The 16,241-nt window shown below is 65.6% G+C and carries 22 protein-coding genes; 9 read left to right on the top strand and 13 right to left on the bottom strand.

All coding sequences use genetic code 11. The features are described from left to right. Positions 1-10: 10 nt before the first annotated feature. From AC1DX5_RS08190 to AC1DX5_RS08175, 4 genes are read right to left on the bottom strand one after another with little or no spacing between them, the layout of a single operon-like run. Positions 11-1,216, bottom strand: coding sequence for a CCA tRNA nucleotidyltransferase (locus AC1DX5_RS08190; protein WP_478014796.1), 1,206 nt, complete (start codon positions 1,214-1,216; stop codon positions 11-13). Next, positions 1,204-1,806 carry a CoA pyrophosphatase gene (locus AC1DX5_RS08185; protein WP_478014795.1) on the bottom strand — a complete coding sequence of 201 codons (603 nt, stop codon included), beginning with the start codon at positions 1,804-1,806 and terminating at the stop codon, positions 1,204-1,206. The genes AC1DX5_RS08190 and AC1DX5_RS08185 overlap by 13 nt, the downstream gene beginning before the upstream one ends. After that, entirely contained in the window at positions 1,803-2,369 is a 567-nt protein-coding gene (locus AC1DX5_RS08180; RefSeq protein WP_465173786.1) for a DUF1285 domain-containing protein, read from the bottom strand. Before AC1DX5_RS08180 ends, AC1DX5_RS08185 begins: the two co-directional genes overlap by 4 nt. A gap of 37 nt (positions 2,370-2,406) precedes the next feature. Next, complete coding sequence (locus AC1DX5_RS08175) at positions 2,407-2,919, bottom strand: GNAT family N-acetyltransferase (RefSeq protein ID WP_465173785.1); 513 nt, start codon at positions 2,917-2,919, stop codon at positions 2,407-2,409. A 91-nt stretch (positions 2,920-3,010) separates the two neighbouring features. On the opposite strand from AC1DX5_RS08175, the gene AC1DX5_RS08170 reads away from it, so the two are divergent. The 3 genes from AC1DX5_RS08170 (at position 3,011) to AC1DX5_RS08160 (ending at position 4,414) form a co-directional block, all read left to right on the top strand. Beyond that, a complete protein-coding gene (locus AC1DX5_RS08170) occupies positions 3,011-3,643 on the top strand; it encodes a glutathione S-transferase family protein (RefSeq protein WP_465173784.1) in 633 nt (210 codons plus the stop codon). Between the two features lie 61 nt (positions 3,644-3,704). Next, a complete protein-coding gene (locus AC1DX5_RS08165) occupies positions 3,705-4,076 on the top strand; it encodes a dihydroneopterin aldolase (RefSeq protein WP_478014794.1) in 372 nt (123 codons plus the stop codon). Then, positions 4,073-4,414: a Rossmann fold domain-containing protein gene (locus AC1DX5_RS08160; RefSeq protein WP_478014793.1), complete on the top strand. Its 342-nt coding sequence runs from the start codon at positions 4,073-4,075 to the stop codon at positions 4,412-4,414. Before AC1DX5_RS08165 ends, AC1DX5_RS08160 begins: the two co-directional genes overlap by 4 nt. Here the strand turns inward: AC1DX5_RS08160 and AC1DX5_RS08155 are convergent. Next, on the bottom strand, positions 4,411-5,250 hold the full coding sequence (locus AC1DX5_RS08155; protein ID WP_478014792.1) for a hypothetical protein: 840 nt from the start codon (positions 5,248-5,250) through the stop codon (positions 4,411-4,413). The two genes, AC1DX5_RS08160 and AC1DX5_RS08155, sit on opposite strands and share 4 nt — an antisense overlap. A gap of 224 nt (positions 5,251-5,474) precedes the next feature. On the opposite strand from AC1DX5_RS08155, the gene AC1DX5_RS08150 reads away from it, so the two are divergent. The 5 genes from AC1DX5_RS08150 (at position 5,475) to AC1DX5_RS08130 (ending at position 8,578) form a co-directional block, all read left to right on the top strand. Beyond that, positions 5,475-6,134, top strand: a complete 660-nt coding sequence (locus tag AC1DX5_RS08150) for an energy transducer TonB (RefSeq protein WP_465173780.1) — start codon at positions 5,475-5,477, stop codon at positions 6,132-6,134. Positions 6,135-6,220: 86 nt separating this feature from the next. Continuing rightward, the gene (locus AC1DX5_RS08145) at positions 6,221-7,003 is read left to right on the top strand and encodes a MotA/TolQ/ExbB proton channel family protein (RefSeq protein WP_465173779.1); all 783 of its coding nucleotides are present in this window, start codon (positions 6,221-6,223) and stop codon (positions 7,001-7,003) included. Positions 7,004-7,094: 91 nt separating this feature from the next. Continuing rightward, positions 7,095-7,580, top strand: a complete 486-nt coding sequence (locus AC1DX5_RS08140; protein ID WP_465173778.1) for an ExbD/TolR family protein — start codon at positions 7,095-7,097, stop codon at positions 7,578-7,580. Between the two features lie 27 nt (positions 7,581-7,607). Further along, positions 7,608-8,036 carry an ExbD/TolR family protein gene (locus AC1DX5_RS08135; RefSeq protein WP_465173777.1) on the top strand — a complete coding sequence of 143 codons (429 nt, stop codon included), beginning with the start codon at positions 7,608-7,610 and terminating at the stop codon, positions 8,034-8,036. Between the two features lie 185 nt (positions 8,037-8,221). Then, a complete protein-coding gene (locus tag AC1DX5_RS08130) occupies positions 8,222-8,578 on the top strand; it encodes a tetratricopeptide repeat protein (protein WP_465173776.1) in 357 nt (118 codons plus the stop codon). A 28-nt stretch (positions 8,579-8,606) separates the two neighbouring features. Here the strand turns inward: AC1DX5_RS08130 and dcd are convergent, their stop codons facing one another. The 5 genes from dcd to AC1DX5_RS08105 form a co-directional block, all read right to left on the bottom strand. Then, a complete protein-coding gene (gene dcd, locus AC1DX5_RS08125; RefSeq protein WP_465173775.1) occupies positions 8,607-9,161 on the bottom strand; it encodes a dCTP deaminase in 555 nt (184 codons plus the stop codon). Positions 9,162-9,286: 125 nt separating this feature from the next. Beyond that, positions 9,287-9,625: an RcnB family protein gene (locus AC1DX5_RS08120; RefSeq protein ID WP_465176997.1), complete on the bottom strand. Its 339-nt coding sequence runs from the start codon at positions 9,623-9,625 to the stop codon at positions 9,287-9,289. Positions 9,626-9,890: 265 nt separating this feature from the next. Next, entirely contained in the window at positions 9,891-10,349 is a 459-nt protein-coding gene (locus AC1DX5_RS08115; protein WP_478014791.1) for a cytidine deaminase, read from the bottom strand. Beyond that, on the bottom strand, positions 10,346-11,035 hold the full coding sequence (locus AC1DX5_RS08110; protein WP_478014790.1) for a glycoside hydrolase family 25 protein: 690 nt from the start codon (positions 11,033-11,035) through the stop codon (positions 10,346-10,348). The genes AC1DX5_RS08115 and AC1DX5_RS08110 overlap by 4 nt, the downstream gene beginning before the upstream one ends. A gap of 4 nt (positions 11,036-11,039) precedes the next feature. Next, the gene (locus AC1DX5_RS08105) at positions 11,040-11,522 is read right to left on the bottom strand and encodes a UPF0262 family protein (RefSeq protein WP_465173771.1); all 483 of its coding nucleotides are present in this window, start codon (positions 11,520-11,522) and stop codon (positions 11,040-11,042) included. 126 nt (positions 11,523-11,648) lie between these two features. Between AC1DX5_RS08105 and AC1DX5_RS08100 the strand changes: the two genes are divergently transcribed. Further along, positions 11,649-13,139 (top strand): replicative DNA helicase, encoded by a 1,491-nt coding sequence (locus AC1DX5_RS08100; protein WP_478014789.1) that lies wholly within the window; start codon positions 11,649-11,651, stop codon positions 13,137-13,139. Positions 13,140-13,282: 143 nt separating this feature from the next. On the opposite strand, the gene AC1DX5_RS08095 is transcribed toward AC1DX5_RS08100, so the two are convergent. The 3 genes from AC1DX5_RS08095 to AC1DX5_RS08085 form a co-directional block, all read right to left on the bottom strand. Continuing rightward, entirely contained in the window at positions 13,283-14,038 is a 756-nt protein-coding gene (locus tag AC1DX5_RS08095) for a phosphoadenylyl-sulfate reductase (protein ID WP_478014788.1), read from the bottom strand. Then, entirely contained in the window at positions 14,031-14,456 is a 426-nt protein-coding gene (locus AC1DX5_RS08090; protein WP_465173768.1) for a DUF934 domain-containing protein, read from the bottom strand. Before AC1DX5_RS08090 ends, AC1DX5_RS08095 begins: the two co-directional genes overlap by 8 nt. A gap of 122 nt (positions 14,457-14,578) precedes the next feature. Beyond that, positions 14,579-16,210, bottom strand: a complete 1,632-nt coding sequence (locus AC1DX5_RS08085; RefSeq protein WP_478014787.1) for a nitrite/sulfite reductase — start codon at positions 16,208-16,210, stop codon at positions 14,579-14,581. Between the last annotated feature and the right edge of the window lie 31 nt (positions 16,211-16,241).

Genomic DNA, 16,241 nt, shown 5'->3' with positions numbered 1-16,241 from the left:
GCCGGCGCGCTTATCCGCTGCCGGCGGAGCGCAGGGCTTCCTCGGCCGCCGCGTCGGCGATCTGATTGACGCGCGCGGCATCGGGGAAACCCTCGGCGATCCACTGCTCTTCCACCAGACGCAGCGTTCTCGCGACCTCGGGCCCCTTGCTCAGCCCCCGTTCGACCAGCGCCCCCCCCGTCAGCGGCAGGGAAGGGGCCTTCCATTCGATCAGTGATGCAGCCTCGTCCTCGGGCCGATCCGACAGCAACAGCCGGTCGATCGCCAGATCGGCGCCGATCCGATAGCCGATCACCGTCGCTGGTTCGGTTCCGGCCGGTTCGGTGGCGCTGATCAAGCGGCGCCGCTCGACCTTGGACAGCTTCAATCTGGCACCGATATCGTCCGCCACCCGTGCGTCGGCCGGAATCAGTGCCGCCAGCCGGCGGATCGGGTCAGGCGCGATTCCCGCCGCCGCTTCGCGCTCGGCCAGTCGTTCCAGTCGCCGGACGCTGGTGATCTCCGGCAATACGGGCACGAAGATGCCGCGGTCGATCATCAGCTCGACCACCCTTATTGCGTGCACCGCGACCAGCAGACGCAGCAGTTCGGCGGCGATCCGTTCGCGCGAGAGCGCCATCAGATCGTTCGCCCGCGCGGAACAGGCGTTGAGCCCGGCCGCATCCGGCGCGTCGCCGAACCGCGCATGGAACCGAAAATAGCGCAGGATGCGCAAATGATCCTCGGCGATGCGCTTCAGCGGATCGCCGATGAAGCGGACCCGCCGCGCCTCGAGATCGTCGATCCCGCCGAAATAATCGAAGATCGCGCCGGTCAGCGGCTCGGCATAGAGCGCATTCATCGTGAAATCGCGCCGCGCGGCATCTTCCTTCCAGTCGTCGGTGAAGGCGACGGTGGCATGCCGCCCGTCCGTCGCGACGTCGCAGCGCAGCGTCGTCACCTCGATCGGCCCGCCCGGCAGCACCACCGTCACCGTGCCATGCGCCAGGCCGGTCGGGACCACCTTGATGCCCTTGTCCTTCAGCAGCGCCATCACCTGTTCGGGCGAATAGGTCGTCGCCAGATCGACATCGGCCACGTCGATCCCCAGCAACGTGTCGCGCACCGCGCCGCCGACGAAGCGCACCTTGCCCTCCGCCGCGCCGAGAACCCGGCAAAGGTCCGTCAGCCCTTCGCGCGTCCGCCATCCGGCGTGGGGTAGGGTCACCCGTTCCATCGCAGCCGCCGGGAAAGGTTGACGATCATCGCGGCGGTCGCGCCCCAGATGCGGTGCCCGGCCCAGTTGATCTCGTAATAATGCCGGTTGCGGCCCTGCCATTCGACGGTCGCCTCGACATGGTTGGCGGCGTCGAGCACGAAATCCAGCGGGACCTCGAACACCTGCGCCACTTCGCCGGCACTGGGCACCAGGATCAGGTCGGGCGGGACGATGCCGATCACCGGGGTCACCTCGAATCCGGTGACGGTGCGATAGCGGTCGGCCTCGCCGATCACGATCACCCGGTCGCGCGGCAACGCGATCTCCTCCTCCGCTTCGCGCAAGGCCGCGTCGATCGCGCCGCTGTCGCCGGGATCGATCCGGCCGCCGGGAAAGGCGATCTGGCCGGGGTGGCGCGACAGGGTATCGGTGCGCTGGGTCAGAATCACGCCGGGCTCGGGCCGGTCGGTCACGGCGACCAGCACCGCCGCGTTCATCAGCGGCGTGGACTGGTCGAGCTCGAGATCGCGGTGATCCCCGGTCAGCAGCACCGTGTCGATGCCATGCCCGGTCTCGAGCGCGTGGCGGAGGCGATCGGCAAGGCTCATTCGGACGGCTCCAGCGGGAAAAAGGCGCCGTTGCTCCACACGCCGGGCGGCACATCGTCGTGCGCCAGCGCCATCGCGGCGAGATCATAATAGACGGAACGCGCGACCAGCGCCTCGAGCCCGCCGCGCACATGCAGATAGGGACGGGGACCGTCCTCGCGCTCCTCGAAGCGCAGCGGATGGTCGCCACCGGCGGTCACCAGGTCGCCGGTGTTCAGCCGGAACGCCAGCCGGGTATCGCGCCCTTCGCCTTCGGCTTTCATCTCGACCGCGACAAAAGGGACGTCCTCCACCGCGATGTCGAGCTTCTCGACCGGGGTGACCAGCACATAGCTGCCATCCGCCTCGCGCCGCAGGATCGTCGAGAACAGCCGGACCATCGCCTGGCGCCCGATCGGCGATCCCTGATGGAACCAGGTGCCGTCGCGCGCGATGCGCATCTCGCTGTCGCCGCAATGCGTGGGGTTCCAGCGTTCGACCGGGGGAAGCTTCCGCTCCTCGGCCAGGCGCGCGATATCGGCGAGCGACAGCGCGGCAAGATCGGGAAGCGGGTCCATCGGCATTGGTTCGCGGTAGGACAGCCCCGCCCGGGCGTAAAGCTCAGGCGAGCGCGGCGACGCGTGGGCCGAGCATCCCCGCGCCCGTCGGCACCGAATCGCCCAGCGCCAGCAGCCGGCGCTGCTCGACTGACCCCGGCACACGCCATTTGGCGGTCCGGTCGGCGGTGAAGCCGAAGAAGCGGCCATAATATTCCGGATCGCCGATCAGCATCAGCGACTCCGCCTCGCCCGTGGCGACCGCTGCGTTCAGCGCGCAGAGCATCAGGTCGCGCCCGATGCCGTCGCGCTGCCGCGCCGGCTCGACCGCGACCGGGCCGACCATCACCAGCGGCACGTCGCGGCCGTCATCGCCGCTGAACAGGATCGGCCAGCACTGGATCGTGCCGACGAGCGCGTCCTGCTCGAACGCGGCGAAGCTCAGCCGGGGAATCGCGGGCATGCCCTCGCGAATCCGATAGGCGGTTCGCTCGTGCCGGTCCGTGCCGAACGCGCGGTCGAGCAACTGCTCCACCGCTTGCGGTTCAACTTCGGAAATCGGCGCGATCCTGATCAATGGAGTGGCTCCTGCGAGTCCCGGCATGGACGCACGGGGCCGCGCGCTTTAGCCTCCGTCAGCCTGAACGCAAGCCGAATTGAGTCGTCCGATGAAGCTGTACGATGCCGAATTCGCCCCAAGTCCGCGGCGCGTGCGCATCTTCCTGGCCGAGAAGGGCATCGAGATCGAACGCGTGATGGTCGATCTGCGCCGGAACGAGCAGCTCGCCGATCCCTATCTCGCGGTCAATCCACGCGGCGCCGTGCCCGCGCTGGAGCTCGACGATGGCGAGGTCATCTGCGAATCGGCCGCGATCTGCCGCTATTTCGAGGCGGTGCAGCCGGCGCCGGCGCTGTTCGGCACCACGCCGCTCGATATCGGGCGAATCGAATCCTGGACCAGGCGAATCGAATCGGACGGCTATGCCGCCGCCGTCTATGCCTTTCGCAACGCGCATCCCGCCTTCCAGGATCGCGCGGCGCCGGGCAAATGGCCGGCCATGCCGCAAATCCCGGAGCTCGGCGCGCGGGGCCTCATCATGTGGGGCGCCTTTATCGACTCGCTCGACGCGCGGCTGGCGGATCGGGACTGGATCGCGACCGACGCCTTCAGCTTTGCGGACATCACCGCGCTGGTGACGATCGATTTCGCCCGCGCCGCCAGATTCAAGGTGCCCGAGGGCTGCCGGGCGGTCGCGCGCTGGCATGCGGCGGTGAGCGGCCGGCCAAGCGCCACCGCCTGACGCGGCTTTCCACCGCGCCGCCATCTGCTATGGCGCCCGCCACATTATGAAAGGTCCGCGCTTGGACGATCGTCTCAGCCTTGAAGTGCATGATCTCGAGGTACCGGTCCTGACCGGCATCTATTCCGAAGAAACCCATTTGCCGCAGCCGCTGCGCATCTCGCTGACGGTCGATCTCGATTGTCCGGCGCATTTCGCGCCGGATTCGCCGCTCGGCGCAACCAAGAACTATCTCGATCTGAAGCGCGCGGCGACGACGGCGCTGCCCCCGGGCGTGCATTTCACCCTGGTCGAGGGGGTCGCCGATCATATCGCCGAGACATTGTTCCTGCAGGACAGGCGCGTCGCGCGGGTCAAGGTGAAGATCGTCAAGCTCGCGATCGCCGAGGACGGCGAATCGATTGGCATCACGCTCATCCGCCACCGGAAATGACCCTGGAGGAAGCCGTTCGCGATTCGCTTGCGACGGTTTCCGGCGCCACCCTGGTCAGCGCCCGGGCCGGGCAGGCGGGGGAGGTCGTCGAAATATTGCGCGGGGCGGAGGGCGACGTCGTCCTGTTGCTGATCGATTCGTCGATCGCGCCGATCGAGCGTGCCATGCTGCTCGCCGCGATCGGCGCGCTCGCGGTCGAGCTGGCGCCGGATGCCCGAATCGGCGCGATCGACGTGGCGGCTGGCGCCGCGCCGGACGACGTGATCGCCGCGGCCCGGTTTCTCGCCACGGCGCGCTCTACCACGGGCCAGGTGCTGACGGTCGCGGGGTCAGCCTAGCGAGTGCACGGACCGAGCGAGCGAAGCACCAGGCGATAATCCTCGCGCGCGATGGCGGCATCGCTTTCAGCCAGCGACGCGAGGCTGGCGGCGGGCAGGGCCGGCGGCAGCGCGCAGGCGAGGCGGTACCACAACAGCGTATCGCGCGCCGGCGGGCCTGCGCCGTCGCCCACCAGCTCGCTCAGTGCCACCGACCAGCGCGGCGGCTCGCCCTGGCTGCGCTGGATGCCCAGCGAAACGGGCCGTCCGTCAGCGGTGGTGAGGAATATCTGAGTCTCGCCCGAGCCGGGCAGGTCGCCCGTCACATGGAAGGCGTTGCCGATGCCCGTCACCTTGGGCGGGGCATCGGGGCTGAGCGTCTCCTGGATGATTCGCCGGGTCAGCGCGTCGGCCGCGGGCGTCCAGTCGCGCTGAGCGTCAGGCCGTACCAGCTGGACGAGCGCCGGATTGCCCGCGACCGGCCGGGCGAACAGCAATACCCGCAGCTTGCGCAATTTGGGCAGCTGCCCGCGCGCGTTGACCGGCACGTCGAGGACATAGGCGATTCGCTGCGGCGATGCTGCAGCGCCGCGAATCAGTGCCAGGACATCGGCCTCTATATAAAGTCGGGCACTGCCGGTCGCGACGCCTGCCGCATCCGGGCCTTTCAGCCGGGTGGCGCCGCGGATGGTCGCATCGACGATCGTCGGGGACGCCAGGACCAGATCGGCATAGTCCGCGTAAGGTGGTGTAATTACCACCGAATCGGCGGGAATCGGCGGGCGCTGCTGGGCCGGGGCTGCGGTTGCGACGACCGCGAGGGCCACCGCGAGGGCGATTTTGGGAACGGGAATCATCGGCCAAGAGTTAGGCTTTTGTACCGATTTTATACAGAAATAATTCTGCCACGTTGGGTTTGTACGTTTGTTGCGTGAGACAAAGCGTTTGCGTCAGGGTTTGGGGGGTCATATAGGATCGCCCCTGTCCAAGGATACATCAGCCCATGACAGGCGGATCGAACGAACGGACGTTACGGATCGGCGATACGCGTCGTGTACGGATAGAGGAGTTTCGTTTCTGAATGGCTTATGCTGACCGTAATGTAAGCGGCAACCGCGTGGTGGCGATCGTGATCGTGTCGGTGATCGTCGCCGTCATGGGTTACGCCTTCGTCACCGGTCTCACGTACAAGTACGTGAAGGCTATGTCGGAGAAGTTAAAGACCTTCGACGTCGAGGAGCCGCCGCCCCCGCCGCCCGATGAGCCGCCGCCCCCGCCGCCAGATCAGCCGCTCGAGCCGCCCCCGGTCGTCTCGCCACCGCCGATCGTGACGACGAACGCGCCGCCGCAAGTCGTCATCCAGACGGTGCAGACTCCGCCGCCGGTATTCGTGCCGACGCCGGTCGCTGCGCCACCGCCACCGCCGCCGGCCCCGCCACGCGTTTCGCAGGCAGCCGGACTCAAGGGTAACCCGGGCCAGTTCTTCAACAATGATTCCTATCCGTCGGAAGCGATTCGCGCCGGTGCCCAGGGTCGTGTTGTTGCAAGGCTGACCGTCGGTACTGATGGCCGTGTGACCGCGTGCACGATCTCCACCTCGAGCGGTAACAGCTCGCTGGACGATACGACGTGCCGCATCGCGCGGAGCAGGGTGCGCTACACCCCGGCAAAGGACGAGAATGGCCAGCCCATGGTCTCGACCGCCAATCTGCCGGTCAAGTGGGTGCTGCCCGAGGATTGAGGGTAAGAGTCGGCCCGGCGCGTCGTGCCGGGCCGTTTCTCGATGATATGACAGTTAAAAATACAGCCTAGAGGAAACCAACCAAAATGCTCACCACCATCCTTGCGGCCGGCGCCGCAGCAGCCGCCCCCAAGGGCGACAACCCGTACGGTCTGGTCCCCGCCCTTCGTGAAGGCGGCCTGATCTCGCAGACCGTGTTCGGCATTCTCGTGCTGATGCTTTTCGTCTCGCTCTACATCCTCTTCACCAAGCTGTTCGAGCAGCAGAAGGTGATCAACCAGCACAAGCGCGTCAGCGGTGGCTTCTGGAACGCCAGCAGCCTGCGTGAGGCTTCGGCGAAGCTCGAGAAGAACTCGGCCTACAAGCAGATCGTCGATGACGGCCTGTCGGCTCAGGAGCAGCACACCCGCCTGACCGATCCGGTCGAGGCTCATGACTGGCTGCACGGCTCGCTGGCGCGTTCGGAAGCGTCGATCAACTCGCAGCTGAACTCGGGCCTGGCGTTCCTCGCGACCGTCGGCGCGACCGCACCGTTCATCGGCCTGTTCGGTACGGTTATCGGCATCTACCGCGCGCTCATCAAGATCGGCGCTGCCGGTCAGGCATCGATCGACGCCGTCGCCGGCCCGGTCGGTGAGGCGCTGATCATGACCGCTCTCGGTCTCGTCGTCGCCGTTCCGGCGGTGCTCGCCTACAACTGGCTGCAGCGTCGCAACAAGTCGATCGCCGAAGACCTGAACGCGTTCTCGAACGACGTGCTTGGTTACCTGGCGTCGGACGGCGCGGTTCGCCCGGCGGTTGCAGTCCGCAAGGGTGCGGCAGCTCCGGCAGCAAAGCCGGCCGCTGCGACCACCACGGCAGCACGCTGATGACGGGGCGGGGCGCGCTCATTGGCGTCGCCCCGCCTCCTCGCCGCCGGAGTTTCCCGGTGGCGCAGTTGCAAGGATAGGATAGTCCTCAATGGCAATTAGCGTTGGCGGCGACGGCGCCGAAGAAAAGCCGATGTCGGACATCAACACGACTCCCATGGTGGACGTCATGTTGGTTCTGCTCATCATCTTCCTGATCGCGGTGCCCGTCGTGTTGCAGTCGGTGAAGCTGAAGCTTCCCGATATTCGTTACGACCCCACGACCACGAAGCCCGAGAATGTATCGCTCTCGATCCTGCAGAAGCCCGATGGCACCTGCGGCATCTACTGGGGTACCTCGCCGGTGACTCATACGGAGCTGCTCGATCGCGCGGTGGCGAAGCTGAAGGCTGAGATTGCGCGCCAGGGCGGCGTCGGCAATCCCGATCTCGAACTTCCCGAAGCGCATATCCGCGGTGACGTGAACACGCCGTATCGCTGCGTTGGCGGTGCGATCTACACGATGCAGATGGCAGGCTTTGCCAAGGTCGGCTTCATTTCCGAGCCCCCGCCCGGCGGCAACGCCGAGCGGATGTGACCGGTCAGAGCTTAGGAGTAATTTGATATGGCAATGAGCGGTGGCTCCGATGACGGCCAGCCGATGATGGATCTGAACACGACGCCGCTTATCGACGTTATGCTCGTGCTCCTCATCATGTTCATCATCACCATTCCGATCCAGACGCATGCGGTGAAGGTCGATCTTCCGATCAACGACCCGAACAACCAGCCGCCGCCGATCGATCCGCAGAAGAACAAGGTCACGATCGATCCGGCGGGCACGATCGCCTGGAACGGCGCGCCGGTCGACAAGGTCACTCTCCAGCAATATCTGGAAGCGACCAAGGGCATCAACCCGGAGCCGGAGCTGCATTTCCAGCCGGATCCTCAGGCGCGTTATGCGCGGGTTGACGAAGTTCTTGCGGTCATCAAGCGCTCCGGCGTGACCAAGCTCGGGTTCATCGGCAACGAGCAGTATCGCAACGACTTCTGATCGATCTGATCGGACGAAAACGGGAAAGGGCGGTCCTCAGGGACCGCCCTTTTTTTGTTGCCTGAAAACCCGCGCTGCATCTGTAACCGTTCTGTCGCAAAACTGTTGCGGCAGAGTCATTGAAGTGACACAACAGTGTCATAAAAATGAAACCTTTCGTGGAAAGGTCGGTAAGGAGAAGAGCAATGCGTATCGGTTTTGGAGTGCTGATTGCCGGAATTGTCCTGGCTGGTGCGGGCAGCGCAGCTGTCGCGAGCGACCGCACCGGATTCAGCGCGATCAAACAGGGCGATTTCAATACGGCTGAGCGAACCCTGCTCGCCGAGCGCCGCATCTATCCCTCACGTCCCGAGCTGATGCTCAACCTGGCGGCGGTCTATCGCAACACTGGCCGGCAGGACGAAGCACGGGCGCTGTATCAGGCGGTCCTGGCTCAGCCGGATGCGCTGATGGACGTCACGGCCGAACGGACGGCCTCGTCCCATTCTCTCGCGAACGCGGGGCTTTCCCTGCTCAACGCGCGGCAAATGTCCTCGCGCTAGGCGTGGCGCATCATGATCGTGCCGGGGCTCAGAGCCTCGGCAGGGTCACCCCGCGCTGGCCCATATATTTGCCGGCTCGGTCGGCATAGCTCGTCTCGCAGGGCTCGTTGCCCTCCAGGAACAGGAACTGGCAGGCGCCTTCGTTCGCGTAGATCTTCGCGGGTAGGGGGGTGGTGTTCGAGAATTCGAGCGTCACATGCCCCTCCCAGCCGGGTTCCAGCGGCGTGACATTGACGATGATCCCGCAGCGCGCATAGGTCGATTTGCCGAGGCAGATCACCAGCACGTCGCGCGGCACCCGGAAATATTCGACGGTCCGGGCCAGCGCGAAGCTGTTGGGCGGGATGATGCAGACATCGGTCTTGCGATCGACGAAGCTGTTCGCCGCGAAGTCCTTCGGGTCGACGATCACGCTGTCGATATTGGTGAAGATCTTGAACTCGTCGGAAACGCGCGCGTCATAGCCATAGGATGACAGGCCGTAGGAGACACAGCCGTCGCGCTTCTGGCCGTCCACGAACGGCTCGATCATGCCGTTGGCGAGCGCCTGCTCGCGAATCCAGCGGTCCGACATGATCGACATAAAACGCCTCCCTTTAGCCGTCCGCTTTCGCGGGAATGGCCGTCCGGGGCAAGACCGATCCGCGCAAAACGACAACGGCCGACGCGCCTCGCGAGGCGGCCGGCCGTCATGCGTATCGTAAGTGTTTACTGGGTCAGGATGCTGGCGATCAGCCCAGTCGCGACGGCGACGAGCAGATAGTCACCGCTGTTGTTGTTCTCCCGCACCCATTGATATCCGCGCGGCGGCGTGCGCAGGCCGCGACGGTTCCAGTCGCTGACCACATAGCGGCGCTGATTGCGCGCGAGCTTCTGCCCCTTGCGCCATTTGTGGCCGCGCGAGGCGCTGACCTCGCGCCAGGACGGGCGCTGCTGCTGGCCATGCGCCTGCGGATGGGAAGGCTGGCGATGCTGCGCCATGGCGGGCACGCTGACGGACGTGGCGAGCAACGCGGCGATGACGCCGGCGCGAAAGATGTTCTTCATGGGGGAGGTTCTCCTGATTGACCTGCTCAATACGACCTCGGGGACAGGACGTTCCAAAAGGCCCGATAGGGCCGTTTTATTTCGCTATAATAATGACATGTGGACGGGCGATCCCGGCAACTGGCGGGGTGGAATTTCGCGAGCCGATGATGTCACGCGAAGGCGCGAAGATTTTGGACGAGGTGTCTCGGGGTTTCTCGGCGCGGCAGACAGTACAACAACCGTGACGCCTGAGGCCGTCGCAGGAACAGCAACACCCTGACAGTCAGTCGATTCCCAGATCGCCCGGCCCGAAGGCGTACGGCAGCAATTCCGACAACAGATGCCGCTCATGGGCGTCGCCTTCAGCGCCCGCGCACCACACCACGATGTCGCGCTTGCCGAGTTGTGCCGCCTCGTTGATCACCTGGCGACAGCGGCCGCACGGGCCGACGGGCTTGGTGCCGGTGGGCTTGCCCGCCGCGTCCATGACGCCCCCGATCACGCCGATCGCGACCACGTCGCGCAGCCGCCCCTGGGCATTGGTCGTGGCGAGCGCGACCGTCTCGGCGCAGAGCGACAGGCCGTAGCTCGCATTCTCGAAATTGGTGCCGGTCACCACGCTGCCGTCGGTCAGCAGCACCGCCGCGCCGACGCCGAAGCGCGAATAGGGGGCATGGGCGTGGAGCGCTGCCTCGCGCGCGGCGGCGATCAGGCGATCGCGCTGGGCGGTCTCGTCCGTCACGGCGCCACCACGTCCCAGCGCACTGGCCCGTTGATCCCGTCGATCCTTCGCATGTCGTTCGCCTGCCACATCCGCCACGGCCTTGCCGTATAATCGGGCGGAATGAAATCCTGCACTGCCCAGATGGTCCGCGGGATCGCGCCGGTCACCTGATAGGCCGCCTCGAACCGCCGGCTGATCTTGATCAGCGCCGGCTTGCCGCTGTGCGCCTCCACCATGGTCAGGAAGCGCCGCAATTCATCCAGCACGACATCGCGCGCCGGCCGGACGCCGCAATCCGGCGCGAAATCGATCTCGACCGCCGGGGGCAGGGCGTCGCTGTCGCGCGGTACCGTGGTGATGAAGTTATTCGCTTGGGCAGCGCCGGGCCGGCACAGCGAATAGACGTGCAGCGCTCCGCGGCGCATGCCCGAGGCTTGGAGATCCGACCAGTTGGTCGCGAAGCGCCCATCGCGCCCGTTGGAACCGTACGTCGCGCGCAGATAGGCGAAATCCGCGCCCCCGGCCTTCACCGTCGACCATTCGACCGCGCCCTGCTGCTCGGATATATCGACGCCCTGAAAATCATATCTGTCGGATGGGCGCCAGGCGCGTGCGCCGATCCAGCCGGCCGTCGCGGCCAGCAACAGGCCGACAGCGACCATCCCGGCGCGCCGCAGCCGGCCGCCCCAGGTGCGCCTGGCCACGCCGTCAGCCCTTGATGTGCAGGACGCAGATCAGGGTGAACAGCCGCCGCGCGGTGTCGAAATCGATCTCGATCTTCCCCTCCAGCCGTTCCTTGAGCAATTCGGCCGCCTCGTTGTGGATGCCGCGGCGCGCCATGTCGACCGTCTCGATCTGCGCTGGCGTCGCGTGCCGGATCGCCTCGTAATAGCTGTCGCAGATGGCGAAATAGTCTTTGATCGGTCGCCGGAAGCGCCCCATCGCAAGCACATAGGTCTCGAGATGCGACTCGTCTTCGCGGTGAATCGCGATCGCCAGCCGGCCTTCCTCCACCGCCAGCGCGATCCTGAACGGCCCGGCATAGCCATCGGGATAGGCGCGCTGCGGACAGAAATAATTGCCCTCGACCAGGTCGAAGATCGCGATTCGCCGTTCCTGCTCGATATCGGCCGAGCGCCATAATATGGTGCGCTCGTCGAGGGATACGGCGATGATGCGCGGGTCGGCCATGACGTTCCCGTAAAGGGGAAGGCCGCCGGGAACAACACGCTCGCTTCACCGGGCGCCGGGAACTTATCCCCGTTATTGTACTGCGCGGTCACTTGAGCCCGCGCGTGACCTCTGTGAAAGACGGCCATGGCCACTGCGATCCTTCCGACCCCGATTCTACCCGAAGCCCAGACTCTCCCTCAGAATGTCGAGGCCGAGGCGGCGATGCTCGGCGCGATGATGATCGACAACCGGCTGGCCGACGATCTGGTCGACAAGCTCGAACCCGATCATTTCTACGAGCCGGTGCACGGCCGTATCTTCGCGGCGATCAAGCAGGCGCGTGGCACCGACATGCTCGCGACCCCGGTCACGCTCCGCCCGATGTTCGAGGCGGACGAGGGCATGAAGGAACTCGGCGGCCCCAGCTATCTCGCTCAGCTCACCGGCTCGGGGGCGGGGCTGATCGGCGCGCGCCAGTTCGCCCAGCAGATCTACGATCTCGCCATGCTGCGCACGCTGGTGACGGTCGGCCGTGGCCTGGTCGATCGTGCGCTGGACACGTCGGAAGAGGTTAATCCACGACTCCAGATCGAGCTCGCCGAAGAGGAGCTGTTCAAGGTCGCGGCCGATGGCGGCACCGAAAGCCAGGTGAAGAGCTTCGCCCAGGCGACCACGCTCGCGGTGAAGATGGCGCAGCGCGCGCTCAACTCGGGCGGCAACCTGTCGGGCGTCACCACCGGGCTCGATTCAGTCAACGCCAAGATGGGCGGCATGCATCATTCGGATCTGATGATCCTCGCCGGCCGTCCCGGCATGGGCAAGACCTCGCTCGCCACCAACATCGCCTTCAACGCGGCGCAGCGCTGGATGCGCGACATGCAGGACGGCATCGCGCCCGAGGAATCGGTCGGTGCCAAGGTTGCCTTTTTCAGCCTCGAAATGTCGGCTGACCAGCTCGCGACGCGTATCCTGTCCGAACAGGCCCGGATCAGCTCCGAGGCGCTGCGCATGGGCAAGATCAGTCGCGCCGAGTTCAACCAGCTCGCGGCCGCCGCCGCCGACCTGGAGAATCTGCCGCTCTATATCGACGACACCGCCGGCCTCAGCATCGCCGCGCTGCACACCCGCATGCGCCGGCTGCAGCGGCGCCACAACAACCAGATCGGGCTGGTGGTCGTCGATTACCTCCAGCTGCTGACCGGCTCGGCCAAGGCCTCGGGCGACGGCCGCGTGCAGGAAATCTCGGAGATCAGCCGCGGCCTGAAGACGCTGGCCAAGGACATGAACGTCCCCGTGATGGCACTCTCCCAGCTTAGCCGCGCGGTCGAGCAGCGTGAGGACAAGCGCCCCCAGCTATCGGATCTGCGCGAATCGGGCTCGATCGAGCAGGACGCCGACATCGTGATGTTCGTGTACCGCGAGGATTATTACGTCGCGGCGAAGGAGCCCAAGCGCCCGGTCGAGGGCGACAGCGCCAAGATCTTCGAGGATCACGCGCAATGGGCGACCGACATGGAACGCGTGTTCGGCCTGGCCGAACTGATCATCGCCAAACAGCGCCACGGCGCCACCGGCAAGGTAATCCTGAAGTTCGAGCCGAGCGTGACCCGGTTCAGCGATTTCGTGGGCTATTAAATTCTCCCTCTCCCCTTGTGGGAGAGGGAAGGGGCCCAAGCGAAGCTTGGGAAGGGTGAGGGGGACACTCGATTGTCTCGAACCTCACTCCCCCTCATCCGGCGCTGCGCGCCACCTTCTCCCACAAGGGGAGAAGGGAAGATTCAGAAAACCGGCTCTTCGCCCGGCTTGTCGACATGAATCCCGCATTCGACCTTGTCCCAGCCGCGCCAGCGGCCGGCGCGGGGGTCTTCGCCCGGCTGCACCTTGCTGGTGCAGGGCTGGCACCCGATCGACAGATACCCCTCCGCCTCGAGCGGATGGCGCGGCAGGTCATGCTCCGCGAAATAGGCCTCCAGATCGGCCTTCACCCAGTCGCCGAGCGGGTTGATCTTCAGCCGCCCGTCCTCGACCTCGAAGCGCGGGATGTTCTGGCGGGTGACTGACTGGAACGCCTTGCGTCCCGAGATCCAGCTGTCGAGGCCGGCCTTGGCACGCTTCAGCGGCTCGACCTTGCGGATGTCGCAGCAGCCATCGGGGTCGTAGGACCAGCGCAGCCCCTTGTCGTCCTTCGCGGCGAGCACCGCCGCGTCGGGTTCCACCACCCAGCTGTTGGTCAGCCCGAAGGCCCGCACCAGCGTTTCGCGGTACGCCAGCGTCTCAGGAAACATCTTCAGCGTATCGACGAAGATCGCCGGCACGCTAGGGTCAGCCCGAGCGACAAGGTGCAGCAACACCGCGCTTTCCGTACCGAACGAAGAAACGACCGCCGTCGTGCCGAGCGTGCCGTCGACGAACAGCGCCTTCAGCATGGTCAGCGTATCGACGCCCGCGAAGCGCGCGTTGAGCGCGTCCGCATCCGCCTGCGTAAAAGCGGGCCGGGCATCGATGACGTCGATCTTCCGCGCGGCTTCAGCCATGCCGCAATTTCCATACCGGCACGGCGCCGTCCGCCGCTGCCTGATAGACATGCTCGTACCGCGCCAGCGACGCCTGCAGCGTAGCCGCGTCGATCTCCGCCTCGGGTGCGAAGCTGTCGAAGCCGCAGCGCTTCATCAGCGGGATCTGGTCGACCAGCACATCGCCCGCCGCGCGCAGCTCGCCGGTATAGCCCGCCTCGCGCAGCACCCGCGCCGAGGAATAGCCGCGCCCGTCGCGGAACTTGGGGAAGCTCACTTCGATCAGCGCGATTTGCCCCAGATGCGGGATCAGCGCGCGCGCATCGTCGCCCGCTTCGATGCGGACCGCGGTGGCGTTGGTCTGCCCCATGAAGGAATCGAGCGTGACCGCGGGCTCGTCATGCGCGGCGTCGTCGCGAAAGCGGAGCAGATCACCCATGATAAGACTCCGTCCCCATCCGTTCGTGTCGAGCGAAGTCGAGACACATTGAGTGCGCGCCCGCTGCCCGTTTCTCGACGCCGCTCGAAACGAACGGAGAAGGGAGAGCGAAAGGAAGCCGATCACCCATAGATCGCCTCCTTGAACGGATCGATGCCGACTCGGCGATAGGTGTCGAGGAAGCGCTCGCCCTCTTCGCGCAGCAGCACATAACGGTCCGTCACGCGCTCGACCGCATCGACGATGCCGTCCTCGTCGAAGCCGGGGCCGGTGATCTTGCCGAGGCTGGCATCTTCCGCCCCCGATCCGCCGAGCAGCAGCTGGTAATTCTCGGTGCCTTTCTTGTCGACGCCGAGGATGCCGATATGGCCGGCATGGTGATGGCCGCAGGCATTGATGCAGCCGCTGATCTTGAGCTTCAGCTCGCCCAGGTCGCGCTGGCGCGCCGGATCGGCGAAGCGGCTGGCGATCTTCTGCGCGACCGGGATCGAGCGGGCATTGGCCAGGCTGCAATAATCCAGCCCCGGGCAAGCGATGATGTCGCTGATCAGGTCGAGATTGGCCTCGGCCAGCCCGCCCTCGCTGAGCGACTGCCACACCGCGTACAGATCGGCCTTGCGCACATGCGGCAGCACGATGTTCTGCGCATGCGTCACGCGCAGCTCGTCGAACGAATAGCGCTCGGCCAGCGCCGCCATCAGGTCGATCTGTTCGGCCGTCGCGTCACCCGGGATGCCCCCAGCCGGCTTCAGGCTGATATTGACGATGGCATAGCCCGGCTGCTTGTGCGGCTTGACGTTCTGGTCGAGCCATACCGCGAAATCGGGGTCGCTGCGGCTGACCAGCTCGCTTGTGCCCTGCTCGAAGGCGGGCGGGGCGAAGAAGGCAGTGATGCGGTCGAACTCGGCCTTGGGCGGGTCGATGCCCAGCGCCTTGACCAGCGCGAACTCTTCCTCGACCTGACGGCGATATTCGTCGGCGCCCAGCTCATGGATCAGGATCTTGATCCGCGCCTTGTAGATATTGTCGCGCCGGCCATAGCGATTGTAGACGCGCAGGCACGCCTCGACATAGCTGAGCAGATCGTCGGCACCGACGAAATCCTTGATCTCGGGCGCGACCATCGGCGTGCGCCCCATGCCGCCACCGACGAAGATCTTGCCGCCAAGCTCCCCGTCGCGCTCGAGCAGCTGAATGCCGATATCGTGCAGCCGCATCGCCGCGCGATCCTCATCGGCCGCGATCACCGCGATCTTGAATTTCCGGGGCAGATAGCTGAATTCCGGATGGAACGTGCTCCACTGGCGCAGCAGCTCGGCCCAGGGGCGCGGATCGGCCACTTCGTCGGCCGCGGCGCCGGCATATTGATCCGACGAGATGTTGCGGATGCAATTGCCGCTGGTCTGGATGGCATGCATCTCGACCGTCGCCAGATCGGCCAGGATATCAGGCGCGTCGGCCAGCTTGATCCAGTTATACTGGATGTTCTGCCGCGTGGTGAAATGCCCGTACCCGCGATCATACTTGCGCGCGATGTGCCCGAGCATCCGCATCTGGCGCCCGTCCAGCGTGCCATACGGGATGGCGACACGCAGCATGTACGCATGAAGCTGCAGGTAAAGCCCGTTCATCAGCCGCAGCGGCTTGAACTGGTCCTCGGTGATCTGCCCGGCAAGGCGGCGCTTCACCTGGTCGCGAAATTCCTCGACGCGGGCATCGACGATCGCCTGGTCATATTGGTCGTATTTGTACATGGCTTTTCCTAATTCCTCCCTCGCGCAGCGG

This window comes from Sphingomonas sp. P2_B6 (assembly GCF_056404755.1).
Note: the sequence above shows the minus strand (reverse complement) of the source record. Positions and strands in the feature narration are given on the sequence as shown.